Here is a 26,190-nt window from a genome sequence, read left to right on the forward strand (position 1 = left end):
AAAAGAGCCGGGCGCGCCCGGCGGATCTCAGCCGGCGCAGTGCTGCTGGGTGAAGCCGAGCAGCTGGCGGGTGGCCTGGGTGCCGTAGGCGGCCGGTGCCGGCTCCAGCGCGAACTGGCCCACCATCTGGTTGCTGCACAGCTGCACGTTGCGCTTGCCGGCGGTGGTTTCCTGGGTGCAGTTGGCCGCCAGCAGGGCGTTGGGGCCGCCGCCCATGTTGGTGGCGGCGCTGCAGCCCAGCAGGCGGCCTTCCTGGCCGTTTTCGCCCAGCAGCGTATTGAAGGCTGCCAGCTGGCTGTTGGGGTCGCGCAGGACCAGCGTGTCCACGCACTGCTGCTGGCCGTCGGGCGTTTCGCAGGCATCCTGGTCGACCAGGCCGTCACGGGTGGCGGTCAGCACCTTGATGCGGTCGGCGAACACCTGCTGCAGGCACTGTGCGTCGCCGCACAGGTCGCGCGTGTGCTGGACCCAGCGCTGCTGCTCGGCCTGCAGCCTGGTCTGGCCTGCACTGTCCAGGGTGGCCTGTGCGGTGGCCAGGGCCTTGCCCAGGTCCGCGTCCAGGCCGGTCAGGGCCGGATCCTTGCAGATCAGGGTCTGCGCCGGCGATGCGCCATCGGCACAGGCGGTGCTGCCTGCAGGGGCCGCCGCCGGGGCGGTGGCCTGGGCGTCGCTGGACGGCGGGGTGCAGGCGGCCAGCAGGGCCACCCAGCACAGGGTCATCAGGGGCTTCAGGGCCCGGGTCATACGTTCACTGCTGCGCTGCATGTCGATCCTTTGATGTCTGCGTCCTGGCGCATGGCCTGCGGGCGGCAGGCATGGGGCGAACCATGGAACGGGGGCGCCGTGGCGGCCGCACGGAGCGGGCTGGGCACTGGAACACCTGCGGCGGGGGCCGCAGGGGGGGGAAAGCGTAGCAAGCGACTTCGTAGGGCTCTGTGACAGGACGCGCGGAACACAAAACGGGCGCCCGAAGGCGCCCGTTCTGTGTAAATCCGTTGCGGGGGTCAGAGCCCTTTCCTGCGGAAAGGGATCCGCCCCGCAGCAGTAGATCCACGCCATGCGTGGATGGGGTCATTGGCGGTCGAACGGAAAAACAAAACGGGCGCCCGAAGGCGCCCGTCCTGTGTGCGTCGTTGGGGGTCAGAGCCCTTTCCTGCGGAAAGGGATCCGCCCCCGCAGCAGTAGATCCACGCCATGCGTGGATGGGGTCATTGGCGGTCGAACGGAAAAACAGAACGGGCGCCCGAAGGCGCCCGTTCTGTGTGCGTCGTTGGGGGTCAGAGCCCTTTCCTGCGGAAAGGGATCCGCCCCCGCAGCAGTAGATCCACGCCATGCGTGGATGGGGTCATTGGCGGTCGAACGGAAAAACAGGACGGGCGCCCAAAGGCGCCCGTCCTGTGTGCGTCGTTGGGGGTCAGAGCCCTTTCCTGCGGAAAGGGATCCGCCCCCGCAGCAGTAGATCCACGCCATGCGTGGATGGGGTCATTGGCGGTCGAACGGAAAAACAGAACGGGCGCCCGAAGGCGCCCGTTCTGTGTGCGTCGTTGGGGGTCAGAGCCCTTTCCTGCGGAAAGGGATCCGCCCCCGCAGCAGTAGATCCACGCCATGCGTGGATGGGGTCATTGGCGGTCGAACGGAAAAACAGGACGGGCGCCCAAAGGCGCCCGTCCTGTGTGCGTCGTTGGGGGTCAGAGCCCTTTCCTGCGGAAAGGGATCCGCCCCCGCAGCAGTAGATCCACGCCATGCGTGGATGGGGTCATTGGCGGTCGAACGGAAAAACAGAACGGGCGCCCGAAGGCGCCCGTCCTGTGTGCGTCGTTGGGGGTCAGAGCCCTTTCCTGCGGGAAGGGATCCGACCCCGGCACGATCAATAGCGGTAGTGGTCCGGCTTGAACGGGCCCTGCACCGGCACGCCGATGTAGTCGGCCTGTTCCTGGGTCAGGGTGGTCAGCTTCACACCGATCTTTTCCAGGTGCAGGCGGGCCACTTCTTCGTCCAGGTGCTTGGGCAGCAGGTAGACCTTCTTCTCGTAGCTGTCCTTGTTGGCCCACAGGTCGATCTGGGCCAGGGTCTGGTTGGCGAACGAGTTGGACATGACGAAGCTCGGGTGGCCGGTGGCGCAGCCCAGGTTCACCAGGCGGCCTTCGGCCAGCAGGAAGATCGCATTGCCGTTGGGGAAGATGTACTTGTCCACCTGCGGCTTGATGTTCACGTGCTTCACGCCCGGGAACGCCACCAGCGCATCGACCTGGATTTCGTTGTCGAAGTGGCCGATGTTGCAGACGATGGCCTGGTCCTTCATCGCGCTCAGGTGCTCGATGCGGATGATGTCCTTGTTGCCGGTGGTGGTGACGTACAGGTCGGCACGGCCCAGGGTCGATTCGATGGTGTTGACTTCGTAGCCTTCCATCGCCGCCTGCAGGGCGCAGATCGGGTCGATCTCGGTGACGATCACGCGCGCGCCGTAGGCACGCAGCGAGGCGGCGCAGCCCTTGCCCACGTCACCGTAGCCGCAGACCACGGCGACCTTGCCGGCCAGCATTACGTCCATCGCGCGCTTCAGGCCATCGGCCAGCGATTCACGGCAGCCGTACAGGTTGTCGAACTTGCTCTTGGTGACCGAGTCGTTGACGTTGATCGCCGGGATCAGCAGGGTGCCGGCCTGGGCCAGCTGGTACAGGCGGTGCACGCCGGTGGTGGTCTCTTCGGAGACGCCCTTCCAGTCCTTCACCACGCGGCCCCAGTAACCCGGGCGCTCGGTGGCAACGCGCTTGAGCAGGTTCTTGATGACCTGTTCTTCGTGCGAGGACGAAGCGGTGTTGACCCAGTCGCTGCCGTTTTCCAGCTCGTAGCCCTTGTGGATCAGCAGGGTCACGTCACCGCCGTCGTCCACCACCAGCTCCGGGCCGGTCAGGGTGCCGTCGGGAAGGGTGAAGGTCAGCGCGTCCAGGGTGCAGTCCCAGTACTCTTCCAGGGTTTCGCCCTTCCAGGCGAACACCGGGGTGCCGGTGGCGGCGATGGCCGCAGCAGCGTGGTCCTGGGTCGAGAAGATGTTGCACGAGGCCCAGCGCACGTCGGCGCCGATGTCCTTCAGGGTCTCGATCAGCACCGCGGTCTGGATGGTCATGTGCAGCGAGCCGGTCACGCGTACGCCCTTCAGCGGCAGGCTGGTGGCGTGCTTGCGGCGGATCGACATCAGGCCCGGCATCTCGTGCTCGGCGATGTCCAGTTCCTTGCGACCCCAGTCGGCCAGGGTGATGTCGCGGATCTTGTAGTCACCTTCGGTGGAGAAGGTCTTGGCAACAGCGTTCATGCAGTAGCTCCGGTTGTGGACGAGCAGATGCTCGTATCTAGCCGGGCGCCGTTGTTACAAAGCCACCTTACCGAGCCTGGCCGGGCCTCATGGGTTCCGGTCGCAGCGCCCCTCGGCAGGGGAGAACGCCCAGTATATCGCGGCCCCCAACCATCGGCAGATGGGGGCCGTGGCGCTGCCTGTTAAGGTCGGGGTCTTCACGCACCGAAACAGGAAGAACGATGAGCAAGCACGCGCGCCGCCAGCGGCGCTGGACCGGTCTGGTCCTGTCGATGGCCCTGCTGGCCGTAGCGCCGCTGGCCTGGTCGGCCGGTACCGCGCCGGCCGCTGCCGCCCAGGCCGCCACCGGCTACGAACTGCCGTCGGCCGCGCTGCAGGCGGTGGTGGACGCGCCGCGTGCGCCCACGCTGTCCCTGTCGCCGCGCCGCGACGTGGCCGCGCTGATGCAGATGCCGTCGCTGCCGTCGATCCAGGTGGTGGCGCAGCCGGAACTGAAGCTGGCCGGCGTGCGCATCAACCCGCGTACCTTCTCCGACAGCCGTTTCAGCTTCGGCCAGAAGCTGTGGCTGATGAACGTGGCCGATGGCAAGGAGCGGCAGATCAGTGGCCTGCCGGCGCAGTTGTCGATTGCCGGCCTGTCCTGGTCGCCCGACCAGAAGTGGCTGGCCTTCAACCAGGTGGACGCGGCCAGCGGTGCCAACGAACTGTGGCTGGTGGACGTGGCCGCTGGCAGCGCCCGCCGCCTGCAGGCCGGTCTGAACACGGTGTTTGGCGAGGGCTACCAGTGGCTGCCTGACAGCCGTGGGCTGATCGTCATGACCCGCGTGGCAGGCGCAGGTGATCCGCCGCCGGCCGATGGCGTGCCCACCGGCCCGGCCGTGCAGCAGACCGGCAAGAGCAGCGGTGTGGTGTCCATCCGCACCTACCAGGACCTGCTGAAGAACGAGGCCGACGCGCGCCTGTTCGACTACTACGCCAAGGCCCAGCCGATGCAGGTCGGCCTGGACGGGCAGACCCGTGCGCTGGGTGCGGCGGGTATCTATCTGGACTTCAGCGTATCGCCCGACGGCAACTACCTGCTCAGCCAGCGCGTGCAGCGTCCGTATTCCTACGTGGTGCCGGTGGGCAGCTTCCCGCGCCGCATCGAAGTGCTGGACCGTAACGGTCAGCTGGCCCACACCGTGGCCGTGCGGCCGCTGGTGGAAGGCCTGCCGACTGGCAACGATGCCGAAGTGACCGGCGTGCGTGACATCAGCTGGCGCGCCGACGCCGGCGCCACCCTGGTCTGGGCCGAGGCGCAGGACGGTGGCGATCCGAACCGCGAAGCGAAGGTGCGCGATGCGGTGTTCATGCAGGCCGCGCCGTTCGACAAGCCGCCGGTGACCCTGGCCCAGCTGGGCAGCCGTTTCGCCGGCATCACCTGGGGCCGCGGCGACCTGGCCCTGCTCAATGAGTCGTGGTGGAAGACCCGCAACAGCAAGACCTGGCGCATCGCCCCGGACGATGCCGCGCAGGCGCCGCAGCTGCTGTGGGACCGCGATGCGCAGGACCGCTACAACGATCCGGGCCGTGCCGGCGTGGTGCGCGATGTGAATGGTCGCGCACGCCTGCAGACCACTGCTGACGGTCGCAGCATCTTCCTGTACGGGCAGGGCGCTTCGCCGGAAGGTGACCGTCCGTTCGTGGACCGCTTCGATATCGAAAGCCGCCAGGCCACGCGCCTGTTCCATTCGCAGGCGCCGGCCTATTCGCTGCCGGTTGCGCTGCTGGACCAGGAAGGCACGTCGTTGCTGCTGACCCGCGAAAGCCCCGACGAGCCGGCCAACTACCAGGTGCAGTCGCTGGCCGATGCCAGTGCCGCGCCGCGCGCGCTGACCCACTTCGCCCACCCGCTGCCGCAGCTGAAGGGCGTGCAGAAGGAGCAGATCCGCTACAAGCGTGCCGATGGCGTGGACCTGACCGCCACGCTGCTGCTGCCGCCGGGCTACGACCCCAAGCGCGATGGCCCGCGCCCGCTGCTGATGTGGGCCTACCCGGGTGAGTTCAAGAGTGCCGCCGCGGCCAGCCAGGTGACCGATTCGCCGTATCGCTTCAACGCGGTCAGCTACTGGGGCCCGCAGGCGTTCCTGGCCAAGGGCTACGTGGTGCTGGCCAGCCCGACCATGCCGATCATCGGCGAGGGCGACAAGGAACCCAACGACACCTACATCGAACAGCTGGTGGCCAACGCGCAGGCCGCGGTGGACGAAGTGGTGCGTCGTGGCGTGACCGATCGTGACCACATCGCCATCGGTGGCCATTCCTACGGCGCTTTCATGACCGCCAACCTGCTGGCCCACACGCGCCTGTTCAAGGCCGGCATCGCCCGCAGCGGTGCCTACAACCGCACGCTCACCCCGTTCGGTTTCCAGGCCGAGGAGCGCAACTACTGGCAGGCGCAGGACGTCTACCAGAAGATGGCGCCGTTCAACTACGCGGACAAGATCAAGGATCCGATCCTCTTCATCCACGGTGTGGACGACAACAACTCCGGCACGTTCCCGATCCAGAGCGAGCGCATGTTCGCAGCGGTGAAGGGCCTGGGCGGCACCGCGCGGCTGGTGATGCTGCCCAACGAATCGCATGCCTACCGCGCACGCGAATCGATCATGACCATGCTGGCCGAAAGCGAGCGCTGGCTGGAACAGACCCTGGGCCCGGTGCCGCAGGGCAAGGCGAAGAAGAAGCGCTGAGGCGTGTGTGATGGCGGCCCCTGCAACGGGGGCCGCCGGAGGTAGAGTCGACCGTTGGTCGACTATCGCGCGCAGCGCAGGATCTCGGTAGTCGACCAACGGTCGACTCTACCCCGTCGGTATTTCCGCGATGGGTGTATCCGTAGCCGGACGATACGTGCAGATGAAACCATTTTCGCGCCGCAGCAACGGCGGCGAACTGGGGTAGGCTTGGCGACGGATCATGCCCAGAGGTTCGTGCGTCGCCGATGAACGAGTACCGCAGCAGCATCGAATTCGCTTCCCCCGATCTTCCGCTTCGCGATGATGTGCGCCGGCTGGGCGCACTGGTTGGCGATCTGCTGGTGGAACAAGTCTCCGCCGCGTTCCTCGATGATGTGGAGGATGTGCGCACCCGCGCCATCGCCCGCCGCGAAAACCAGGCGCCGCTGGCCGAACTGGCGCAGGGCCTGGCCGGGCGCACGCCGCAGCAGGCCGAAACCATGGTGCGTGCGTTCAGTACCTACTTCCAGGTGGTGAACATTGCCGAGCGCGTGCACCGCATCCGCCGCCGACGCGATTACCAGCGTGCCGGTACCGCCGCGCCGCAGCCTGACGGTCTGCAGGACGCGCTGCAGCACCTGAAAGCGCAGGGCGTGAGCCTGGACGAACTGGCACAGTGGTTGCCGCGCATCGACATCGAACCGGTGTTCACCGCCCATCCCACCGAAGCGGTGCGCCGCGCGCTGCTGGAAAAAGAACAGTTGATGGTGGCCAGCCTGGTGGACAACCTGGATGGCCAGCGCACGCCCGGTGAAGCCGCCGCCGACGCCGCGCGCTTCCGCATGGCGCTGACCGCTTCGTGGCAGACCACCGATTCATCGCCGGTGCGGCCCACCGTGGATGACGAACGCGAACACGTGGGTTTCTATCTGGTGCAGGTGCTGTACCGGGTGATCCCGGTGCTGTACGAATCGCTGCAGCAGGCGCTGCGCGATACGTATGGGCAGGAACTGCCGCTGCCGCGCCTGCTGCGCTTCGGCACCTGGGTGGGCGGCGACATGGACGGCAATCCCAACGTGGATGCCGGCACCATCCGCAACACTCTGGATGCGCAGCGCCAGGCGGTGCTGGGCCGTTACCAGAAGGAACTGCTGCAGCTGGCCAGCCTGCTCAGCCAGTCCACCGAGCGGGTGGGGGTGAGCGAGGCGCTGCAGGCGCGCGTGGCGCAGTACCAGCAGCAGTTGCCGCAGGTGCAGTCGCGGCCACGCCATGCCGACATGCCGTACCGTCTGCTCAACGACCGCATGCGTGCGCGCCTGCAGGCCACGCTGGACGATGCGCACGGTGCCTATGCCGGCCCGGATGAACTGATCGACGATCTGCAGCTGATCCTGGACAGCCTGCGTGGCAACCGCGGCGAGCATGCCGGTGGCTTTGCGGTACAGCGGCTACTGTGGCGGGTGAAGACCTTTGGCTTCCATCTGGCGCGGCTGGACGTGCGCCAGGAATCGAGCGTGCATGCGCGCGCGCTGGCGGCGGTGCTGGGCGGTGAGGCGGCATGGCAGGCGCTGGACGCGCTGGGCCGGGCGCGGTTGCTGGGCCCGCACGCCAGCGGCGAAACACCGTTGCCGGCCGGCAGCGATGAAGGCAACGCGCGCCTGGATGCCGTGTTCGCGGCGCTGGCCGATGCCCGCACACGCCACGGTGCCGATGCCTTGGGCAGCTACATCATTTCCATGGCGCATGACCGCAGCGACGTGCTGGCGGTGCTGGCGCTGGCGCGGCGCGGCGGCCTGGTCGATGACGAGGGCGCGGTGCCACTGGATATCGCCCCGCTGTTTGAAACCGTGGACGATCTGAAGCGCGGTACTGCCACCCTGCGGGACCTGCTGGCCGACCCGGTGTATCGCGCACACCTGCGCGCACGGGGCGATGTGCAGATGGTGATGCTGGGTTATTCGGACAGCAGCAAGGATGGCGGCATCGCGGCATCGCGCTGGGGCCTGCAGCGCGCCCAGGTAGAACTGCTGGAAGTGGCCGCCGAACATTCCATTGGGCTGACCTTCTTCCACGGCCGTGGCGGCTCGATCAGCCGTGGCGGTGGCAAGACGACCCATGCGGTGGATGCTTCGCCGCGTGGCAGCATCGATGGCCGCCTGCGGGTGACGGAGCAGGGCGAGGTGATCCACCGCAAGTACGGCATCCGCGCGCTGGCCTTGCGCTCGCTGGAACAGTCCACCGGCGCGGTGCTGCGCGCCAGCCTGCGCCCGCGTGCGGCCGAGCCACGCGAAGACGACTGGCGGCCGGTGATGGACCAGGTGGCTGCCGCCAGCAGCGAGGTCTATCGGGCATTCGTGGGCCAACCGCAGTTCATGGACTACTTCCGCACCGCCACGCCGATCGATGTGATCGAGCGGATGACGCTGGGCTCGCGGCCCTCGCGGCGGCTCGGCCAGGACGCGGCGCTGGGCAACCTGCGGGCGATTCCCTGGGTGTTCGCCTGGAGCCAGGCGCGGGCGGTCATTCCCGGCTGGTATGGCGTGGGCAGTGGCCTGCAGGCGGCTGTGGATGCCGGCCATGAGCAGACGCTGCGGGACATGGCGCGCGACTGGCCATTCTTCCGCACCTTCCTGGATGACATCGCCATGGTGTTGTCCAAGGGCGATATCACCATTGCCGAGCAGTTCTCGCTGCTGTCCGGCGATCTGCACGGGCGGTTCTTCCCGCAGGTGCAGCGCGAGCTTGAACTGACCCGGCACTGGCTGCTGGCGCTGCTGGGCCAGAAGACGCTGCTGGACCACGATGCGCGGCTGGCGCTGTCGATCCGCCTGCGCAACCCGTATGTGGATCCGATCAGCGTGCTGCAGGTGGATCTGCTGCAGCGCTGGCGGGCCAGTGGGCGCGAAGATGACGATCTGCTGCGCGCGCTGGTGGCGTGCGTGAACGGCGTTTCGCAGGGCGTGCAGAATACCGGTTGATCTTCGGCATCCGCCGGGCATGGCCCGGCGCTACCTGCCCCGGTGGGTGCGGGCCGGTATCGTCGAGCTTGCTCGACTGACGCAGAACCCAGTCGAGCACGCTCGACTCTACTCGGGAGACGGCGGGTTGGAGGCCAGCAGTTCCAGATGCCGCTGCTCCATTTCCTGCCGCAGCTGGCGGCGGATGAGTGCAGCGGCATGGCGGCGGCGCTCGTCGCTGGTTTCCAGCTGCAGCGGCGGCACGGCGGTCGGCTTGCCGGCCTCGTCCACGGCCACCATGGTGAAGAAGCAGCTGTTGGCGTGGCGCACGCTGCGCTTGAGGATGTCCTCGGCCACCACCTTCACGCCGATTTCCATCGACGAGGTGCCGGTGTAGTTCACCGAGGCCAGGAAGGTGACCAGTTCACCCACCGCGATGGGCTGGCGGAACATCACCTGGTCCACCGACAGGGTAACCACGTAGCTGCCGGCGTAGCGGCTGGCGCAGGCGTAAGCCACCTGGTCGAGCAGGCGCAGGATCGCACCGCCGTGTACCTTGCCGGAAAAATTGGCCATGTCCGGCGACATCAGCACGGTCATGGACAGCTGGTGGGATTTGAGTTCGGTCGACATGGCCTGATTGTATCGGGCATGGACCGCGTAGCGTCGAGCTTGCTCGACTGCCGATGCCAGGAGCAGTCGAGCAAGCTCGACGCTACGCAAAAGAGAAGGGCCGCTTGCGCGGCCCTTCTGCAAGGTCAGCCGACTAACAGTCGGCTCTACCGGTCGGCTCTACCCGTCGGCTCTACCGGCCGGCCTTACTTCAGCTTGGCGTCGGCGCGCAGGGCGGCGGCGCGGTCGGTCTTCTCCCAGGAGAAGGCCGTGGCGTTGACGGTCTCGCCTTCGCCGTTGAGGTAGCTGAACTCCTTCGGCTTGCGGCCGAAGTGGCCGTAGGCCGCGGTCTGCTGGTACATCGGGTGGATCAGGTCCAGCATCTTGATGATGCCGTACGGGCGCAGGTCGAAGTGCTTGCGGATCAGCTTCTCGATCTTGTCGTCGCTGATCTTGCCGGTGCCGAAGGTGGTGACCGAAATCGAGGTCGGCTCAGCCACGCCGATGGCGTAGGAGACCTGCACTTCGCAACGGTCGGCCAGGCCGGCGGCAACCACGTTCTTGGCGACGTAGCGGGCCGCGTAGGCAGCCGAACGGTCGACCTTGGACGGATCCTTGCCGGAGAACGCGCCACCACCGTGACGGGCCCAGCCGCCGTAGGTGTCGACGATGATCTTGCGGCCGGTCAGGCCGCAGTCGCCCACCGGGCCACCGATCTCGAACTTGCCGGTCGGGTTGATGTGGAACTTGGTGCCCTTGTGCAGCCACTTGGCCGGCAGCACCGGCTTGATGATCTCTTCGCGGACGGCCTCGATCAGGTCCTTCTGCTTGATGCCCGGGGCATGCTGGGTCGACAGCACGACCGCATCGATGGCCGAGACTTCGCCGTTTTCATAGCGCAGGGTGACCTGGCTCTTGGCATCCGGGCGCAGCCAGGACAGCGGCGAGTTGCGCTTCTTGCGGATCTTGGCCTGCTGTTCCACCAGGCGGTGCGACAGGTGGATGGCCGCCGGCATGTAGCTGTCGGTTTCGTTGGTGGCGTAGCCGAACATCAGGCCCTGGTCGCCAGCGCCCATTTCTTCGGGCTTCTTGCGGTCCACGCCCTGGGCGATGTGCGGTGACTGCTTGCCGATCAGGTTCAGCACGCCGCAGGTGGCGCCGTCGAAGCCGACGTCCGAGCTGTCATAGCCGATGTCCGTGATGACCTTGCGGGTCAGCGCTTCCAGGTCGATCCACGCGCTGGTGGTGATTTCACCGGCGACGATGGCAACGCCGGTCTTGACCATGGTTTCGCAGGCCACGCGGGCGCGCTGGTCCTGGGTCAGGATCGCGTCCAGCACCGCATCGGAGATCTGGTCGGCAACCTTGTCCGGATGGCCTTCGGAGACCGACTCGGAGGTGAAGAGATAGCTGGACATCAGGCGGTATATCCCTTGATTCGGATGGAAAGATGGGCGCGCATGATACACGGGGTGCGCCGCCTGTGCATTGTGAACCCAGACAGGTTGCCGGTGGTTAAGGCGGTGTGCCCGTCTTCACAGGCCCTGCGGGGCGCAAGTGCCTGATGTTGCAGGGCCAGTGTTCCATCTGCGTGACCATTGGCGGGCCGCCCGGGCGGGTGGGTGCGCGGGGCAGGGCCGTCATTTTTCTGCCGCCAAACCGCCATCTGCCTGCCTTGGCCGGGGCGCAGGCTCTGCGCCAATCCGGCCGCCGGGCACCCGCGAGCACGCCATGCAGGAACTGCAGCAGCGCCTCCAGCAACGCTTCCCCGAATGGTTCCATGGCCGCCGGGGGCAGCTTGCCCGGCCCCTGCTGCGCGGTATCGGTCGCTGGTCGCGGCTGGACCGCATCGAGGCCTTCCTGCAGCGCAGCGAAGGCCTGCGCGGCTTCGATTTCGTCGCCGCCAGCCTGGACTTCCTGGGCAGCCCCTACCAGCTGGAAGCCGGCGCGCTGGATCGCATTCCGGCGCAGGGGCGGCTGCTGATCGTGGCCAACCACCCGTCCGGGGCGCTGGACGCGCTGGCCCTGCTGGATGCGGTGGGCCGGGTGCGGCGCGATGTCCGCATCGTGGCCAACGACCTGCTGGGCGCGCTGGCGCCGCTGCAGGAGCTGCTGCTGCCGGTGCGCATGCTGGGCGGCAAGGTGCAGCGCGCGAGTCTGCTGGCGGTGGAACAGGCGCTGGGCGCCGAACAGTGTGTGATCGTGTTCCCCGCCGGTGAAGTGTCGCGGCTGTCGGTGCACGGCATCCGCGATGGGCGCTGGCAGCGTGGCTTCGTCCGTTTCGCCCGCGCATCGTCGGCGCCGGTGCTGCCGGTGCGGGTGCAGGCGCGCAATTCACTGCTGTTCTACAGCGCTTCGGCGTTGTTCAAGCCGGCCGGCACCGCCTTGCTGGCGCGCGAGATGTTCGCCCGCCGCGGGCGCCCGTTGCGGCTGCAGATCGGCCAGCCGATGCAGCTGGCCCACGGTGATGCCAGCGCCCAGCTGCTGGCGGTGCGGCGCGCGCTGTACGCCCTGCGCTGCGGCGACGCGGCCGCGCCGGCGCAGGAACCGCTGGCCGCACCGCTGCCGCCGGCCGAGGTGGCCAGGGCGGTGGCGGCGGCCCAGCAACTGGGCCAGACCGGTGACGGCAAGCAGATCCTGCTGGCGCGCTGCGCAGCGGGTTGCCCACTGCTGCTGGAACTGGGGCGCCTGCGCGAACTGACCTTCCGCCGCGTGGGCGAGGGCACCGGTCGCGCGCGCGATCTGGACGCGTTCGATCTGGACTACCAGCACATCGTGATCTGGGATGCGGTGGCGCAGCGCATCGCCGGTGCCTACCGCATCATGCGCGGCGCCCAGGCGCTGGCCCGTCGCGGCCTGGGCGGCCTCTACAGCGCTTCGCTGTTCCGCTATTCCGACGATGCGATTCCGCGCATCGCCGAAGGGCTGGAACTGGGCCGCAGCTTCGTGGTGCCCGATTACTGGGGCAGCCGCAGCCTGGATTATCTGTGGCAGGGCATCGGTGCCTACCTGCAGTGCCAGCCGGGCATCCGCTACCTGTTCGGCGCGGTGTCCATCAGTGCGGCATTGCCGCGCGATGCACGCGAGCAGCTGGTGGCCTACTACCAGCGCTACCACGGTGGCGCGCAGGGTCTGGTCGAATCGCATCGTCCGTTCCAGTATTTCGCCGCACCGCCCAGCTACGGTGAACTGGACGCAGCTGCAGCCTTCGAGGTGCTGAAGGCCAACCTGGCCGCGCTGGGAACGGCGGTGCCGACGTTGTACCGGCAATACACCGAGCTGTGCGAACCCGGTGGTGCCCGCTTCCTGGCCTTCGGTGTCGATCCGGATTTCAGCGATTCCATCGACGGCTTGATCGAGGTGGACCTGCAGGCGATCCGGCCGCACAAGCGCAAGCGCTACCTGCGCGATGCCGGGGTGGTGGCATGAGCGGGGTGGCGGCGCTGCCGCCGCGCCATCGGGCCGTGTTCGTGTCTGACGTGCACCTGGGCTCGCCGCATTGCCACGCCGCAGAACTGGCGGGCTTCCTGGGCCGGTTGCGCTGCGAGAAGCTGTATCTGGTGGGCGACATCATCGATCTGTGGTGGATGGCTCACCGCAGCGCGCGCTGGCGGCAGTCACACAGCGATGTGGTGCAGGCCCTGCACGCGCTGCGCAGGGCGGGCACCGACATCATCTACATTCCCGGCAACCACGATGCCTCGCTGCGCCAGGTCTGCGGCATGATGCTGCCGGCCATGCAGGTGCGCCGGCGGGCCATCCATGTGACCGCTGATGGCCGCCGCCTGCTGGTGGTGCACGGCGACGACTACGACGGCGTCACCCACTTCGGCGGACTGCAGGAACGCTTCGGTGATTGGCTGTACTACCGCATCCTGACCGGCAACCGCCTGTTCAATGCGGTACGCCGCCCGCTGGGGCTGCGCTACTGGTCGTTGTCCGAGTTCCTGAAGCGGCGCAGCAGTGCCGCCGAGCGCTACATCCAGCGCTTCGTGCAGGCCGGCCTGGACGATGTGCGCCGGCGGGGGCTGGACGGCATCGTCTGCGGGCACATCCATCGCGCGGCGCTGATCGAACGTGATGGCCTGGTCTATGCCAACGATGGTGACTGGGTGGAAAGCCTGAGCGCGCTGGCCGAGGACCACGACGGCGCCTTGCGCCTGCTCGACCACACCGGCCGGACCCTGGTCGAGTTGCCAGGCGCACGCATCCGACAGGCCGCCTGATGCCGCGCGAGGGGTAGAGTCGACTGTCAGTCGACTATCGCGCGCAGCGCGGGATTTTCGCGGTATTACGGAAGACCAGTCGACTGACAGTCGACTCTACCGTCGTTCCGCCGTTCCGCCGTACGTCGACCCTGCGCGCGCCTTCGCGCTAGCATCGCGGCATGGACTCATTGACCCAGATCGTACTCGGTGGCGCGGTAGCCGCTGCCATCGCTCCGCCCGGCCATCGCCGCGCGGCCCTGTTGGCTGGCGCGGCGCTGGGCACTCTGCCGGACCTGGACGCGCTCTGGCTTGGCTTCACCGCCAGCGACCCGGTGGCGAACATGGTCGAGCACCGCAGCTTCAGCCACTCGCTGCTGGTGCTGCCCTGGGTGGCCGCCGCGATCTGGTGGCTGTTCAAACGCTTCGGCCATGGGCGCGTGGCACAGTCGCCAGTGCGCTGGTTCTGGGCGATCCAGCTGGCGCTGGTGACCCATCCGCTGCTGGACGCGTTCACTGTCTACGGCACGCAGTTGTGGTGGCCGCTGCAGCCGCATCCTGCCATGGGCTCCAGTGTGTTCATCATCGACCCGGCTTACACCGTGTGGCTGCTGCTGGGCTGCGTGCTGGCCTGGTTCGGTCGCGCGCGGCCCTGGGCCGGCAAGGTGCTGGGCGTGGCACTGCTGGTCAGCAGCGCCTACCTGGGCTGGGGGCTGGTGGCCAAGGCGCAGGTGGACAAGGCCGCGCAGCAGAGCCTGGCCGCGATGGGCCTGGGCGATGCGCCGCGCTTCTCGGTGCCGATGCCCTTCAACACCCTGCTGTGGCAGGTGGTGGCGATGACGCCCAACGGCTACGTGGTGGGCGATCGTTCGTTGTTGGCCGACAGCGGCCCGATGCAGTTCGAAGGGCATGCCTCGAACGTGCAGGCACTGCGCGAGACGGCACACCTGCCCGCGGTGCAGCGCCTGCAATGGTTCAATCGCGGCTTCATGCGCGCGCAGGTGGTCGATGGCACCCTGGTGCTGAGCGATCTGCGCATGGGCCTGGAACCGGACTACACCTTCAACTTCGCCGTGGCCCGCCAGGCCGACGGACAGTGGCAGCCGATCGTGCCCGAGCAGCGCCGCACCGATTACAGCAGCCCGCAGGCGCGGGCCGCGATGAAGGGCCGGCTGGCGATGATGTGGCAGCGCATCTGGCACACCCCGTAGATCCACGCATGGCGTGGATGGTGCAGTAGATCCACGCCATGCGTGGATAGGCTTTCAATACACCGTAGCGCGGCCCTGCACGAACGAATAGAAGAACACCGCGTTGGGATCGTTCTGCACCAGTCGGAACTCGCGGCGCATGCCTTCCACGGTGTCTTCGTCCACCGCACCGGCCTGCAGCAGCTGGTCGGCCGCCGACAGCAGCAGCTGTTCCCAGAACGCGATCATGGTCTTGCGGCGCGCCGGTTCGCGGTTGTCCAGGTGGATGGTCTTGATTTCGGTATGCACGTCGCGGAAGCCGCCGGCCAGCAGCAGGTTGCCCAGCTTGGCGCCGACGAACGGGTCGCCGCCGTGGTCGTACTGGAAGTCGTTGAAGGCCATCCAGTAACGCCAGATGTGCGGCGAATACGGATCGAGCAGGAACGACGCATTCATCACTTCAGTGATGTACACCGGCGAACCCGGCGCCAGCACGCGGCGGACTTCGCTCAATACGCGGGCCGGCGAAGGCACGTGCTCCAGCACCCAGCACAGGAAGGCCGAATCGAAGCTGCGCGCCTCGAACGGCAGTTCACCGGCATCGGCCTGCTGCAGGGTGTAGCGGTCGCTGCACCAGGGCGTGCGCGCCAGGTTCTCGCGCGCCGTGGCCAGCTGGGCCTCGCTCAGGTCCACGCCGGTCACGTGCAGGTCGGGGAAACGGCGCAGCAGGATCTCGGTCTGCGCGCCCACGCCGCTGCCCACTTCCAGCAGGCGGCGGGCGCCGCTGTAGTCGATCTGGCCGAAGATGCTCGATTCCAGCAGGCGTGCCTGGGTCATCAGGCGCTGCTGTTCGGTGCCGGAAAAACCGTGCAGATAGGTGGGGGAAGAGATCGGCGGGGTCATGGCGGGCTCGTGTGGCGGTCGAGTTTGCTTGGGAGCGTCGAGCTTGCTCGATGCAGGGCGCGTAGAGTCGAGCTTGCTCGACTGTTTTGAAAATCAGTCGAGCAAGCTCGACTCTACCAATGCGGTGGTCGAGCAAGCTCGACTCTACAAGTGCGGGCGTCGAGCATGCTCGACGTTGCGAATGGGCTGGCGGTCAGGCGGCTGTGGGCATGGCCGGCTCCCCGGCGATCAGGCGGTCGAAATACTCGGCCGTCAGTGCGATCTGGCTGGCCGGGTCGTCGGCGCGGTTCACCACGGCGCGGAAGGCGGCATTTTCCGGGCGGTCCTTGGCGTACCAGCCCAGGTGCTTGCGGGCGATGCGCACGCCCTGCGGTTCACCGTAGAACGCGTGCAGTGCATGCAGGTGGCCCAGCAGGATGTCGCGCACTTCGGCCAGCGACGGCGGCGGCAGTTCCTGGCCGGTGGCCAGGTAGTGCGCCACTTCGCGGAAGATCCACGGCCGGCCCTGCGCGGAGCGGCCGATCATCACCGCGTCCACCCCGGTCTGCTGCAACACCTGCGCGGCCTTCTGCGGCGAATCGATATCGCCATTGGCGATGACCGGAATGCGCAGCGCGGCCTTGATCTCGGCAATGGTGCTGTATTCGGCCTGGCCGGTGTAATGCTGGTCGCGGGTGCGGCCATGCACCGCCAGTGCGGCAATGCCACTGTCCTCGGCAATGCGCGCAATCAGCGGGCCATTGCGATGGTCGCAGTCCCAGCCGGTGCGGATCTTCAGCGTGACCGGCACCGGCACCGCGTTCACCACCGCCTCCAGGATGCGCGCCACCAATGCCTCGTCGCGCATCAATGCGGAGCCGGCCCAGGCGTTGCACACCTTCTTGGCTGGGCAGCCCATGTTGATGTCGATGATCTGCGCGCCGTGGTCGACGTTGTAGCGGGCCGCCTCGGCCAGCTGCTGCGGCTCGGTGCCGGCAATCTGCACACTGATGGGGGCCGGCTCGCCGTCATGGTCCATGCGGTGGATCGACTTGCGCGTGCTCCAGAAGCGCGGGTCGCTGATGGTCATCTCCGAGGCGGCCAGACCCGCACCCAGCCGTTTGCACAGCAGGCGGAACGGTTTGTCGGTGACGCCGGCCATGGGCGCCAGCACGACGTTGGGGGCAATGGTGTACGGGCCGATCTGCATGTGCCCATTGTAGGGCGCGGGCGGGGCGAAGGCCCGCTGCCAGGGGCGCCCATTCAGGCCGATCCGGACCGAGGTCATGCCACACCGGAATCAGCAGATGCTTGACGGTTGCTTCCGCCGCCCCAAGGGCTGGGCCATGGTGGGCGGCTGGGTCAGGCGCTAACGCCCATCCACGCATGGCGTGGATCTACTGCCCCTACAGTTCGATCATGGTGGGCGGCGGGACACAAAAAACCCCGGGCGTTCGCACGCCCGGGGTTCTCATTCACGCATGGCGTGGATTTACACGTCAGCCGGGGTGAAGCGCGGCATGGCCGCGGCAGCGCCTTCCTTTTCGGTGGAACGGCCGGCGAACTGGTTGGCGAAACGCACGTGGCGCGCGAACGGGGCGTCCGGCACCTGGGCGATCGAGGCGGCCAGTGCGCCGTTGAACGCATCGCCGGCACCGGTGGTGTCGATCGCCTGCACCTGTTCGGCACCCACGCGGTAGTAGGGCTGGGTATCGCCGCGCAGCTGCTCGTCGGCATGCGACACGAACACACCCACCGCACCCAGGGTGACCACCACGGTGCCGTTGCCCACCAGCTTGCGGCACAGCGCATGCAGGCTGGCGCCGTCCAGTGCGGCCACATCGTCGGCGTCCACGCGCTCGCCCACGTGGCGGCCGAGCAGGGCGGCGAACTCGGTCTCGTTCGGGGTGATCACGTCGGCCAGCTTCAGCAGGCCGATGCTCGAGGGGGCGTCGGCCGGGGCCGCGTTGAGCACGGTGGTCACGCCGGCTTCGCGGGCCGCGGCCAGTGCCGCTTCAATGGTCTGCACCGGCGATTCCAGCTGCACCAGCACCACCTTGGCGCCGGCGAGCAGGGCCTGCTGCTGCTGCAGGAAGTCGGTGCTGAGGGCGGCATTGGCGCCGGGGCCGATCACGATGGTGTTGCGGCCACGGGCATCCACGTAGATACCGGCGGTGCCGGTCGGCTCGGCGCTGGCCTCGGCGATCAGGGCGAAGCCGTCCTGCGCGGCCAGGTCACGGGCCATGGCGCCACCGGCGTCGTCGCCCAGCGCGCACAGGAAGTGCGTGTCGGCACCGGCACGGCTGGCGGCAACCGCCTGGTTGAAGCCCTTGCCACCGGGGCCGGTGCTGTAACGGCCGGCAATGGTCGCACCCGGTGCCGGCAGTGCTTCGCACCGCCACACGTGATCGACATTGAAGGAACCGACGACAACGACACTGCTGCTCATAGGGAATCTTTTCTCAAACAGGGGTTCAGCTGAAATGGGTCAGCACGCCGGCGATGGTGGCCGTCATGAAGGTAGCGATGGTACCGCCCAGCACCGCGCGCAGGCCGAACTTGGCCAGGTCGTGGCGACGTTCGGGGGCCAGGCCACCGATGCCACCGATCTGGATGGCGATCGAGCTGAAGTTGGCAAAGCCACACAGCGCATAGGTCGCGATCAGGCGGCCTTCGTCGGACAGGCTCACGCCGGCCACCTGGCCGTTTACGATCTGCGACAGCTCGGTGTAGGCCACGAACTCGTTGATCACGACTTTCTGGCCGATCAGCGAGCCCACCGTGGTGGCGTCGGCCCACGGGGTGCCGATCACCCAGGCAATCGGCGCCAGCACGTAGCCGAAGATGGTGGACAGGTTGGTCGGCTTGCCGATGGCGGCAGCCAGGCCGGTCACATCACCGATCCAGGTCAGCGGGGCATTCAGCAGGGCGATCAGGGCGATGAAGGCCAGCAGCATGGCGCCGATGTTCAGGGCCAGCTTCAGGCCATCGCCGGCGCCGGCAGCAGCGGCGTCGATGATGTTGCTGGAGGTCTTCTCCACTTCCATCTTCACCGTACCGCGGGTCAGCGGGGTGCCGGTTTCCGGAATCAGCAGCTTGGCCACCACCAGGGTTGCCGGGGCGGCCATGATGCTGGCGGCCAGCAGGTGCTTGGCGTAGAACGCCTGCTGCACCGGGTCGCCACCGCCCAGCATGCCCACGTAGGCCGCCAGCACGCCGCCGGCGATGTGGGCCATGCCGCCGATCATCATGGTCAGCAGCTCGGACTGGGTCATCTTCGGAATGTACGGGCGCACGGTCAGCGGCGCCTCGGTCTGGCCGATGAAGACGCTGGCGCAGACGCTGGTGGTTTCCGCGCCGGACACGCGCATCACCTTGGTGATCGACCACGCCATCACGCGCACGATGCCCTGCATGATGTTCAGGTGGTACATCACGCCCATCAGCGCCGAGAAGAAGATGATGGTCGGCAGCACCTGGAAGGCGAAGATGAAGCCGTAATTCTTCGTGTCCATCAACGAGCCGAAGATGAAGCCCGAGCCTTCGTTGACGAAGCTCAGCACCTTCACGAAGCCCTTGCCCAGGGCATCGAACACGTCACGGCCGCCCGGCACCAGGATCACCAGCGCCGCGAACGCGATCTGCAGGGTGATGCCGGTGACGACCAGCTTCCAGTCCACCGCGCGCTTGTTGTTGGAAAACAGCCAGGTGATGCCGATCAGCACCGCCAACCCGAACAGGCCGAAGCCGATCCTGCCCAAACCTTCGACCATGTGGTGACTCCCCTGGGGCGTCGCGAAAAACGGGAAGCCTAGTGCAGGGCAGGGGCCGGAGCAAGGAAAAGCCGCCTGCCGGTTCCCATCGGCACCGAACAAGCCAGCAACGGCAAGGGCTTGGCGGTTGCCGGGACAGGTAGAATGGGGTCTCGATCCCGGCCCGGATGCGGGCCTGCAGCAGGAGATTGTCATGCTCTACCGTCGCCTGGGCTCCACCGGCCTGCCGATTTCCGCCCTGTCCTTCGGCGCCTGGGTGACCTTCGGCGACCAGGTCGCCCGGGACGAGTCGCGCAACCTGGTGGCCGCCGCCTGGGACCATGGCATCAACTTCTTCGACAACGCCGAGGGCTATGCCAACGGCCGCGCCGAGCAGGTGATGGGCGATGTGATTGCCGATCTGCGGCTGCCGCGCGACGGCTACTGCGTGTCCAGCAAGGTGTTCTTCGGCAGTGCCAAGGACCCGCGGCCGACCCAGCGCGGCCTGTCGCGCAAGCATGTGACCGACGCCTGCCACGCCGCGCTCAAGCGCCTGCGGGTGGACTATCTGGACCTTTATTACTGCCACCGCCCGGATCCGGACGCGCCCATCGCCGAGACCGTGCATGCCATGGATACCCTGGTGCGGCAGGGCAAGGTGCTGTACTGGGGCACGTCGGAATGGTCGGCCGCGCAGATCCAGCAGGCGCTGGAAGTGGCCGCGCGGCACAACCTGCAGGGCCCGTCGATGGAGCAGCCGCAGTACAACCTGCTGCACCGCGAGCGGGTGGAAGTGGAGTACGCCCCGCTGTATGAAGCGCCGGGCCTGGGCACGACCATCTTCTCGCCGCTGGCGTCGGGGCTGTTGAGCGGCAAGTACGACGATGGCATTCCCGCCGACGCACGTCTGGGCCGTGACGGCATGGGCTGGCTGCAGGACCTGGTGCTGGGCGACAACGCTGCCGCGCGCCTGGCCCAGGTTCGCCGCTTCAGCCAGGTCGCCCGCGAGCTGGGGCATGCCCCGGCCAGCCTGGCCATTGCCTGGTGCCTGCGCAACCCGAACGTGTCCAGCGTGATCCTCGGCGCCAGCCGGGTGCCGCAGCTGCTGCAGAACCTGCAGGCGCTGGACGTGCTGGCGCAGATGGACGAGGCCGGCTGGGCACGGGTGGAAGCCGCGTTCGTCTGATCGCCCTGGTGGCGCCGAACCCGCGCGCCACGCCTTTCGTAGAGTCGAGCTTGCTCGACTGCTCCTGCCTTTGCCTTTCGTAGAGTCGAGCTTGCTCGACTGCTCGTGAGCAAGAGCAGTCGAGCAAGCTCGACTCTACCCAATCAATAGCCACTGTCTATTGAAATTAACAATTCAATAGATATTCTCATCGCCCGAATTGAGAATGGTTGTTGATTGTCAACTGAGAATCATTATCATCTATCGCGTCCCTCGCACGAGTCCAGACGCTCATGAATGCTCAACCTGTACTGCTGCGCCCCGAAACGCTGACCCTCCGCGACCGCCCGGTGCGTGCCGTTCCGGCCGAAGAGGTCATCGACAGCGAAGCCCTGCTCAAGGGCCGTCGTGAAATCCTGATCCAGCACGGCGACCGTTTCTATCGGCTGCGCCACACCAGCAACGACAAGCTGATCCTGACCAAGTAACGCGGTCTGGTCGCCCGCACCCCTCCCACCTGCCGGTCCGCTGGCAGGGTGGGCGACCCGTCCGCTCCCGCTCTCTCCCCCTCGGCTGTCCGTGCACGTTCTGCGTGCCGGTGGCCGGGGGTTCCCCCTGTGTGCCCGAAGACCCAAGACCGATGACCCGCCAGACCGTCCTGTCGATCGCTCTGTGGATGGCCCTGCCGCTGTCCGCCCATGCCGCCGCCGAAGCCGATGCCGCGCCCGACGCGCGCGAATTTGATCGCGTGCAGGTCACCGCCACGCGCACCGAACGTGCCGTGAGCGATGTGGCCGCCACGGTGGATGTGATCGACCGCGAACAGATGGACCGCCATCTGGTGCAGGACATCCAGGACCTGATCCGCTACGAGCCGGGTCTGTCGGCCAGCCGCAGCGCCACCCGGTTCGGCCTGGGCAGCATCCGCATCCGTGGCCTGGACGGCAACCGCGTGCGCATCCAGACCGACGGCATCGCCATGCCGACCAGCTTCAGCATCGGCTCGTTCTCCAACGCCAACCGCAACTTCACCGATCTGGACACGCTCAAGCGCGTGGAGATCGTGCGCGGTCCGGCCAGTTCGCTGTACGGCTCCGATGCGCTGGGTGGCGTGGTGGCCTTCGTCACCAAGGACCCCACCGATTACCTGAAGGATGGCAAGGACAGCTACGTTGGCCTGAAATTCGGTTACGACGGTGAATGGCAGGGCCTGCTGGGTGGCATCACCACCGCCTTCGGTGGCGACCGCTGGAGCGGCATGGTCAACATCAACCACCGCCAGGGCCAGGAAACCGACAACCAGGGCGACGTGCGCAGCCGCGACAACACCCGTACCGCGGCCAATCCGCAGGATCGCGACGGTCGCAGCGGCCTGGCCAAGCTGGTGTTCGCGCCCAGCGCGGACCAGCGCTTCCGCCTGACCGTGGAAGGCAACGAGGACAGCACCGATACCGATGTGCTGTCGCTGATCGACCGCACCACCACCACCGGCATGAAAGCGCACGACACGCAGGAGCGCACCCGCGTGTCCTTCGCCCATGAAATGGATGCGCTGGACAAGGCCTTCGCCGACAGCCTGCACTGGCAGGTCTACAGCCAGCACAGCGAAACCACCCAGGTCACCGACGAAGACCGTGCCAACCGCACCCGTCGCCATCGCGAGTTCAACTTCGACCAGCAGGTGTACGGCCTGCAGGCGCAGTTCAACAAGGCCTTCAGCACCGGCAGCGTGGAACACGCGTTGACCTATGGCTTCGAAGGCGCGCGCACCGAGATCCGGCAGAAGCGCGATGGCTACCAGGTGCTGGCCAACGGCCAGGTGACCAGCACGCTGCTGCCCGATGTGTTCCCGGTGCGCGATTTCCCGATCAGCAAGACCACCGAACTGGGCCTGTATGCACAGGACGAAATGCGCATGACCGGCGGCAAGCTGTCGCTGGTACCGGGCGTACGCGTGGACCGTTACGAGCTGAAGCCGGACGTGGATTCGATCTTCGCCCAGGATAACCCCGGCGTTGCCGTCACCAAGCTGGAAAAGACCAGCGTCTCGCCCAAGCTGGGCATGGTCTATCGCTTCAGCGACGCCTGGTCGCTGTTTGCCGGCTACTCGCGCGGCTTCCGTTCGCCGCCGTACAACGACGTCAACCTGGGCTTCACCAACTTCGCCTTCGGCTACACCGCCATTCCCAACCCGGATCTGAAGCCGGAAACCAGCGATGGCGTGGAACTGGGCCTGCGTTTCCTGTCGCCGGCGGCGTACGTCAGCCTGAGTGGCTACTACAACGACTACAAGGATTTCATCGAGTCGCAGTCGCTGGTCGGCACCAACGCGCAGGGCCTGATGGTGTTCCAGTCGCGCAACATCGCCGATGCGCGCATCTACGGCGCCGAGCTGAAGGCCGGCGTTGATTTCGGCCAGATCAGCCCCGCGCTGCAGGGCTGGGCGCTGCGCAGCGCGGTGGCCTGGTCGCGCGGTGACAACAAGACCGAAGACACCCCGCTGGATTCGGTGGACCCGATGCGCGGCACGGTTGGCCTGATGTACGACACCGATACCTGGGGCGTCGAGCTGGCCGGCACCTTCGTCAAGCGCAAGGACCGGGTCGCCTCGGCCACGGTCTACCGCCCGGCCGGCTACGGCGTGGCCGACCTGATGGCGCACTGGAACTTCGCTCCGGGCGCCACCTTCAACGTGGGCGTGTTCAACCTCGGTGACAAGCGCTACATCGACTGGTCCAACGTTGGTTCGACCCTGTCGGCCAGCAGCAGCGTGCTGGACCGCTATACCAGCCCCGGCCGCACGCTGTCGGCCAGCCTTGCCGTTTCCTGGTGAATCCCATGAGCCGAGCCCTGTCTGCACGTCGTCTGTCGTCGTCCCTGCCGCGGGTGCCGCTGCAGGTCTGGCCCACGCCGGCGCAGCTGGCCGCGCTCGGCACCGTGTTGTGCCTGTACCACGCCGATGGCAGCGAGATCGGCGGCTGGCGCCAGGCGGTTTCGGTGCACGCCTGCCAGGGCGTGGACAGCGAAGGCCTGCGCGAAAGCCTGTGTTTCCTCGATGCCCGCGGCCGCTGTGTGTGGCGCCTGTACCTGCTGCCGGACAGTGATTTCCTGGCCTGGGACCGGCTGGTGGCCGCGTTGCCATCGGCGCCGTCGCGCGATGCCGATGGCAGCGTGGGCGAACGCCTGTGGCGGCGCCTGGCCGGCCACCTGGGCGGGCAGCGCTGGCGCCTGTGCGCACTGCGCCTGCATGCGGCCGAAGAGGGCCGCACACTGGCCGCCAGCCTGTCCACGCTGTCCTCGCTGGGGGCGGCCACCGCGCGCCGCATCGCCCGCCTGGAAGGCGCAGAGGGCGAACTGGCCATCGATGACTGCTGCTGTGCCGACGCTGCGCGCCGCCCGGCCCCGCGCGCGCCGGACGATCTGCCGCTGGTGCGCCTGTAAGCGCGCGCCCGCTGCAACGCTCCTGATGGAACGACTACCGGCCACGGATGGCCTTTCCATGAACCGTAGAGCCAAGGACATTCGATGAAGTTGCAGACAGCCAGTGCGATGCTGCTGCTCGCCGCCACCGGCGCAGCCCACGCCCAGCCCTCCGACATCGCCCGCGACCACGCCAGCATCCTGGCCATGCAGGGCGAATACACCGTGGATTTCGCCTTCGACGAAACCGTACTGCTGAAGCCGGGCTACGAACGCGCGCCGGCCATGCGCAGCGGCGGCAACGAAGTGGTGGTGGTGGTGGAAGACAGCCCGAAGCGCGTGGTGCTGCAGCACCTGCTGCTGGATGAAAAGAGCGGCCATGTGACCAAGCACTGGCGGCAGGACTGGGTGTACGAGGCGCCGAACCGTTTCGAATTCAGCGCCGAGCAGACCTGGCAGGTGCGTGCCATCCCGGCCGCGCAGAACCAGGGTGCCTGGACCCAGTGCGTGTACGAAGTGAGTGATGCCCCGCGCTACTGCGGCACCGGGCGCTGGAGCTATGACAACAACGTGGCGACCTGGACCAGCGATCTGAGCTGGCGTCCGTTGCCGCGCCGTGAGTACACCAAGCGCAGCGACTACAACGCGCTGGCGGTGATCAACCGCCACACCCTGACCCCGAACGGCTGGACCCACGAGCAGTTCAACACCAAGGTGCAGCGCAACGCCGATGGCAGCCAGGTGGAAATCGCCCGCGAGTTCGGCTTCAACGACTACATCAAGACCACCGATGTCGATTTCACCCCGGCCCGCGATTACTGGAAGGCCACTGCCGGTTACTGGGGCAAGGTGCGCCAGCGCTGGGACGGCTTCCTCGGCCAGGCCCCGGGCGTGCACCTGAAGACCAAGCTGGATGGCATGGCGATGATCATTCCGCTGTTCACCCAGGCCCAGGACATCCAGGACGGGAAGAAGGTGAAGGACGCGCAGATCGACGAGGTCTTCGCCAAGTACGTGGAAAAAGCCCCCTTGTAGAGTCGAGCCATGCTCGACTGCCTCTCTCCGGCAGCGCATCCATGCATGGCGTGGATCTACTTCCGCTTTGGGTAGGTGCCGAGCTTGCTCGGCACGCTCCCGGCTCAGGACGCCGGCGTACCCAGGGTCGTCAGGTCCAGCCCGGCGACCTGGAACGCGCGCAGGGTGGCCTGCAGGCTCGCCTCGTCATCGCGTGTGCGCACGCCCCTGATGGCGTCGCTGCAGCGCACGCGGTCGGTGCTGCACGCGGCCCGGTCGGGCAGCAGCAGTGCGGTCTGCGCGACCAGGATCGCCATGTGCGCCACTTCCTTCCTCGGTTTCGGTTGGCCCTGATAGAACCGGTCGAACTCCACACGCAGCCCGGCCAGGACCTCGGCGTCACTGCGCGTGTGCGCCCCGTCGGCGGTGACCAGATAGGTCGGGTGGCCCTCGTGGAAGGCGCGCACCTCGTCGGCCAGCACCGTCTCCAGCACGAAGGCCTGTACCGGGTCCGGCACAAGGCCGGGCGCAGTGCGCGCAGATGCGGCCGACATCGCCAGCAGCAACGGCACGCCGACCAGCAGGGCGCGCAGGCAGAGGCCGTAGTTCATTCCTATTCCTTGAACATCAGAAACGCGGCGATCACGATCAGCGCGAACGCGGCCCAGTGGTTCCACTTCAGCGGCTGGTCCAGGTAGAACGCGGAAAACACCGCGAAAACCAGCAGGGTGATCACTTCCTGCATGCCCTTCAGCTGCGGCGCTGAATACACCGCGCTGCCGAGGCGGTTGCCCGGCACCTGCAGGCAGTACTCGAAGAAGGCGATGCCCCAGCTGACCATGATGACCAGCATCAGTGGCGCGCTCTTGTACTTCAGGTGCCCGTACCAGGCAAAGGTCATGAACACGTTGCTGGCGACCAGCAACAGCACCGGGTACAGGTAAGCGGTGAACGGCATCGGCGTAC

At 67.2% G+C, this 26,190-nt stretch carries 20 protein-coding genes and 1 riboswitch; of the genes, 10 read left to right on the forward strand and 10 right to left on the reverse strand.

Going from position 1 to position 26,190, the window contains the following annotated elements; genetic code table 11:
• Positions 1–27 precede the first annotated feature (27 nt).
• Positions 28–744 carry a lysozyme inhibitor LprI family protein gene (locus C1933_RS03445; RefSeq protein WP_234414647.1) on the reverse strand — a complete coding sequence of 239 codons (717 nt, stop codon included), beginning with the start codon at positions 742–744 and terminating at the stop codon, positions 28–30.
• 1,123 nt (positions 745–1,867) lie between these two features.
• A complete protein-coding gene (ahcY, locus tag C1933_RS03450; RefSeq protein ID WP_108752198.1) occupies positions 1,868–3,313 on the reverse strand; it encodes an adenosylhomocysteinase in 1,446 nt (481 codons plus the stop codon).
• Between the two features lie 36 nt (positions 3,314–3,349).
• Positions 3,350–3,433, reverse strand: a riboswitch (S-adenosyl-L-homocysteine riboswitch).
• Positions 3,434–3,534: 101 nt separating this feature from the next.
• On the opposite strand from ahcY, the gene C1933_RS03455 reads away from it, so the two are divergent.
• Together C1933_RS03455 and ppc are read left to right on the forward strand one after the other, a co-directional pair.
• Positions 3,535–6,045 (forward strand): prolyl oligopeptidase family serine peptidase, encoded by a 2,511-nt coding sequence (locus C1933_RS03455; protein WP_108752199.1) that lies wholly within the window; start codon positions 3,535–3,537, stop codon positions 6,043–6,045.
• A 248-nt stretch (positions 6,046–6,293) separates the two neighbouring features.
• Positions 6,294–9,005, forward strand: a complete 2,712-nt coding sequence (gene ppc / locus C1933_RS03460; protein ID WP_108752200.1) for a phosphoenolpyruvate carboxylase — start codon at positions 6,294–6,296, stop codon at positions 9,003–9,005.
• Positions 9,006–9,113: 108 nt separating this feature from the next.
• Here the strand turns inward: ppc and C1933_RS03465 are convergent, their stop codons facing one another.
• Both C1933_RS03465 and metK read right to left on the reverse strand, forming a co-directional pair.
• Positions 9,114–9,617, reverse strand: coding sequence for an acyl-CoA thioesterase (locus C1933_RS03465; protein ID WP_108752201.1), 504 nt, complete (start codon positions 9,615–9,617; stop codon positions 9,114–9,116).
• A gap of 185 nt (positions 9,618–9,802) precedes the next feature.
• Positions 9,803–11,014, reverse strand: a complete 1,212-nt coding sequence (metK, locus tag C1933_RS03470) for a methionine adenosyltransferase (RefSeq protein WP_108748558.1) — start codon at positions 11,012–11,014, stop codon at positions 9,803–9,805.
• A gap of 313 nt (positions 11,015–11,327) precedes the next feature.
• On the opposite strand from metK, the gene C1933_RS03475 reads away from it, so the two are divergent.
• The 3 genes from C1933_RS03475 to C1933_RS03485 all read left to right on the forward strand — a co-directional run bounded on the left by C1933_RS03475 (position 11,328) and on the right by C1933_RS03485 (position 15,012).
• A complete protein-coding gene (locus tag C1933_RS03475) occupies positions 11,328–13,025 on the forward strand; it encodes a GNAT family N-acyltransferase (RefSeq protein ID WP_108752202.1) in 1,698 nt (565 codons plus the stop codon).
• On the forward strand, positions 13,022–13,822 hold the full coding sequence (locus C1933_RS03480; protein WP_108752203.1) for a UDP-2,3-diacylglucosamine diphosphatase: 801 nt from the start codon (positions 13,022–13,024) through the stop codon (positions 13,820–13,822). The genes C1933_RS03475 and C1933_RS03480 overlap by 4 nt, the downstream gene beginning before the upstream one ends.
• A 161-nt stretch (positions 13,823–13,983) precedes the next feature.
• Positions 13,984–15,012 (forward strand): metal-dependent hydrolase, encoded by a 1,029-nt coding sequence (locus C1933_RS03485; RefSeq protein WP_108752204.1) that lies wholly within the window; start codon positions 13,984–13,986, stop codon positions 15,010–15,012.
• Between the two features lie 54 nt (positions 15,013–15,066).
• Here C1933_RS03485 and C1933_RS03490 read toward each other — a convergent pair whose 3' ends face one another.
• From C1933_RS03490 to C1933_RS03505, 4 genes are all read right to left on the reverse strand, one after another.
• Positions 15,067–15,894 (reverse strand): class I SAM-dependent methyltransferase, encoded by an 828-nt coding sequence (locus tag C1933_RS03490; RefSeq protein WP_108748562.1) that lies wholly within the window; start codon positions 15,892–15,894, stop codon positions 15,067–15,069.
• Between the two features lie 193 nt (positions 15,895–16,087).
• The gene (gene dusB / locus C1933_RS03495) at positions 16,088–17,083 is read right to left on the reverse strand and encodes a tRNA dihydrouridine synthase DusB (protein ID WP_108754727.1); all 996 of its coding nucleotides are present in this window, start codon (positions 17,081–17,083) and stop codon (positions 16,088–16,090) included.
• A 282-nt stretch (positions 17,084–17,365) separates the two neighbouring features.
• Positions 17,366–18,322 carry a ribokinase gene (locus tag C1933_RS03500; RefSeq protein WP_108752205.1) on the reverse strand — a complete coding sequence of 319 codons (957 nt, stop codon included), beginning with the start codon at positions 18,320–18,322 and terminating at the stop codon, positions 17,366–17,368.
• 25 nt (positions 18,323–18,347) lie between these two features.
• Positions 18,348–19,646: a nucleoside transporter C-terminal domain-containing protein gene (locus tag C1933_RS03505; protein WP_108748564.1), complete on the reverse strand. Its 1,299-nt coding sequence runs from the start codon at positions 19,644–19,646 to the stop codon at positions 18,348–18,350.
• A gap of 193 nt (positions 19,647–19,839) precedes the next feature.
• Between C1933_RS03505 and C1933_RS03510 the strand changes: the two genes are divergently transcribed.
• The 5 genes from C1933_RS03510 (at position 19,840) to C1933_RS03530 (ending at position 25,245) form a co-directional block, all read left to right on the forward strand.
• Positions 19,840–20,811: an aldo/keto reductase gene (locus C1933_RS03510; RefSeq protein ID WP_108752206.1), complete on the forward strand. Its 972-nt coding sequence runs from the start codon at positions 19,840–19,842 to the stop codon at positions 20,809–20,811.
• Positions 20,812–21,083: 272 nt separating this feature from the next.
• A complete protein-coding gene (locus tag C1933_RS03515) occupies positions 21,084–21,278 on the forward strand; it encodes a hemin uptake protein HemP (protein WP_108748566.1) in 195 nt (64 codons plus the stop codon).
• Between the two features lie 152 nt (positions 21,279–21,430).
• Complete coding sequence (locus C1933_RS03520) at positions 21,431–23,623, forward strand: TonB-dependent hemoglobin/transferrin/lactoferrin family receptor (RefSeq protein ID WP_199911410.1); 2,193 nt, start codon at positions 21,431–21,433, stop codon at positions 23,621–23,623.
• Positions 23,624–23,628: 5 nt separating this feature from the next.
• The gene (locus C1933_RS03525) at positions 23,629–24,231 is read left to right on the forward strand and encodes a Hemin transport protein (protein WP_108752207.1); all 603 of its coding nucleotides are present in this window, start codon (positions 23,629–23,631) and stop codon (positions 24,229–24,231) included.
• 84 nt (positions 24,232–24,315) lie between these two features.
• The gene (locus C1933_RS03530) at positions 24,316–25,245 is read left to right on the forward strand and encodes a DUF6607 family protein (RefSeq protein WP_108752208.1); all 930 of its coding nucleotides are present in this window, start codon (positions 24,316–24,318) and stop codon (positions 25,243–25,245) included.
• A 104-nt stretch (positions 25,246–25,349) separates the two neighbouring features.
• Here the strand turns inward: C1933_RS03530 and C1933_RS03535 are convergent, their stop codons facing one another.
• Positions 25,350–25,835: a hypothetical protein gene (locus C1933_RS03535; protein ID WP_108752209.1), complete on the reverse strand. Its 486-nt coding sequence runs from the start codon at positions 25,833–25,835 to the stop codon at positions 25,350–25,352.
• A 2-nt stretch (positions 25,836–25,837) separates the two neighbouring features.
• The gene (locus tag C1933_RS03540; RefSeq protein ID WP_108752210.1) at positions 25,838–26,182 is read right to left on the reverse strand and encodes a DMT family protein; all 345 of its coding nucleotides are present in this window, start codon (positions 26,180–26,182) and stop codon (positions 25,838–25,840) included.
• Between the last annotated feature and the right edge of the window lie 8 nt (positions 26,183–26,190).

Origin of the sequence: Stenotrophomonas sp. ZAC14D2_NAIMI4_6, from assembly GCF_003086875.1 — a bacterium.
Lineage (GTDB): Bacteria > Pseudomonadota > Gammaproteobacteria > Xanthomonadales > Xanthomonadaceae > Stenotrophomonas.

Bases quoted from the DNA above. Each gene is read 5' to 3' on its own strand.
- C1933_RS03445 (WP_234414647.1), bottom strand. From the start codon at position 744: ATGACCCGGGCCCTGAAGCCCCTGATGACCCTGTGCTGGGTGGCCCTG.
- ahcY (WP_108752198.1), bottom strand. From the start codon at position 3,313: ATGAACGCTGTTGCCAAGACCTTCTCCACCGAAGGTGACTACAAGATC.
- C1933_RS03455 (WP_108752199.1), top strand. From the start codon at position 3,535: ATGAGCAAGCACGCGCGCCGCCAGCGGCGCTGGACCGGTCTGGTCCTG.
- ppc (WP_108752200.1), top strand. From the start codon at position 6,294: ATGAACGAGTACCGCAGCAGCATCGAATTCGCTTCCCCCGATCTTCCG.
- C1933_RS03465 (WP_108752201.1), bottom strand. From the start codon at position 9,617: ATGTCGACCGAACTCAAATCCCACCAGCTGTCCATGACCGTGCTGATG.
- metK (WP_108748558.1), bottom strand. From the start codon at position 11,014: ATGTCCAGCTATCTCTTCACCTCCGAGTCGGTCTCCGAAGGCCATCCG.
- C1933_RS03475 (WP_108752202.1), top strand. From the start codon at position 11,328: ATGCAGGAACTGCAGCAGCGCCTCCAGCAACGCTTCCCCGAATGGTTC.
- C1933_RS03480 (WP_108752203.1), top strand. From the start codon at position 13,022: ATGAGCGGGGTGGCGGCGCTGCCGCCGCGCCATCGGGCCGTGTTCGTG.
- C1933_RS03485 (WP_108752204.1), top strand. From the start codon at position 13,984: ATGGACTCATTGACCCAGATCGTACTCGGTGGCGCGGTAGCCGCTGCC.
- C1933_RS03490 (WP_108748562.1), bottom strand. From the start codon at position 15,894: ATGACCCCGCCGATCTCTTCCCCCACCTATCTGCACGGTTTTTCCGGC.
- dusB (WP_108754727.1), bottom strand. From the start codon at position 17,083: ATGCAGATCGGCCCGTACACCATTGCCCCCAACGTCGTGCTGGCGCCC.
- C1933_RS03500 (WP_108752205.1), bottom strand. From the start codon at position 18,322: ATGAGCAGCAGTGTCGTTGTCGTCGGTTCCTTCAATGTCGATCACGTG.
- C1933_RS03505 (WP_108748564.1), bottom strand. From the start codon at position 19,646: ATGGTCGAAGGTTTGGGCAGGATCGGCTTCGGCCTGTTCGGGTTGGCG.
- C1933_RS03510 (WP_108752206.1), top strand. From the start codon at position 19,840: ATGCTCTACCGTCGCCTGGGCTCCACCGGCCTGCCGATTTCCGCCCTG.
- C1933_RS03515 (WP_108748566.1), top strand. From the start codon at position 21,084: ATGAATGCTCAACCTGTACTGCTGCGCCCCGAAACGCTGACCCTCCGC.
- C1933_RS03520 (WP_199911410.1), top strand. From the start codon at position 21,431: ATGACCCGCCAGACCGTCCTGTCGATCGCTCTGTGGATGGCCCTGCCG.
- C1933_RS03525 (WP_108752207.1), top strand. From the start codon at position 23,629: ATGAGCCGAGCCCTGTCTGCACGTCGTCTGTCGTCGTCCCTGCCGCGG.
- C1933_RS03530 (WP_108752208.1), top strand. From the start codon at position 24,316: ATGAAGTTGCAGACAGCCAGTGCGATGCTGCTGCTCGCCGCCACCGGC.
- C1933_RS03535 (WP_108752209.1), bottom strand. From the start codon at position 25,835: ATGAACTACGGCCTCTGCCTGCGCGCCCTGCTGGTCGGCGTGCCGTTG.
- C1933_RS03540 (WP_108752210.1), bottom strand. From the start codon at position 26,182: ATGCCGTTCACCGCTTACCTGTACCCGGTGCTGTTGCTGGTCGCCAGC.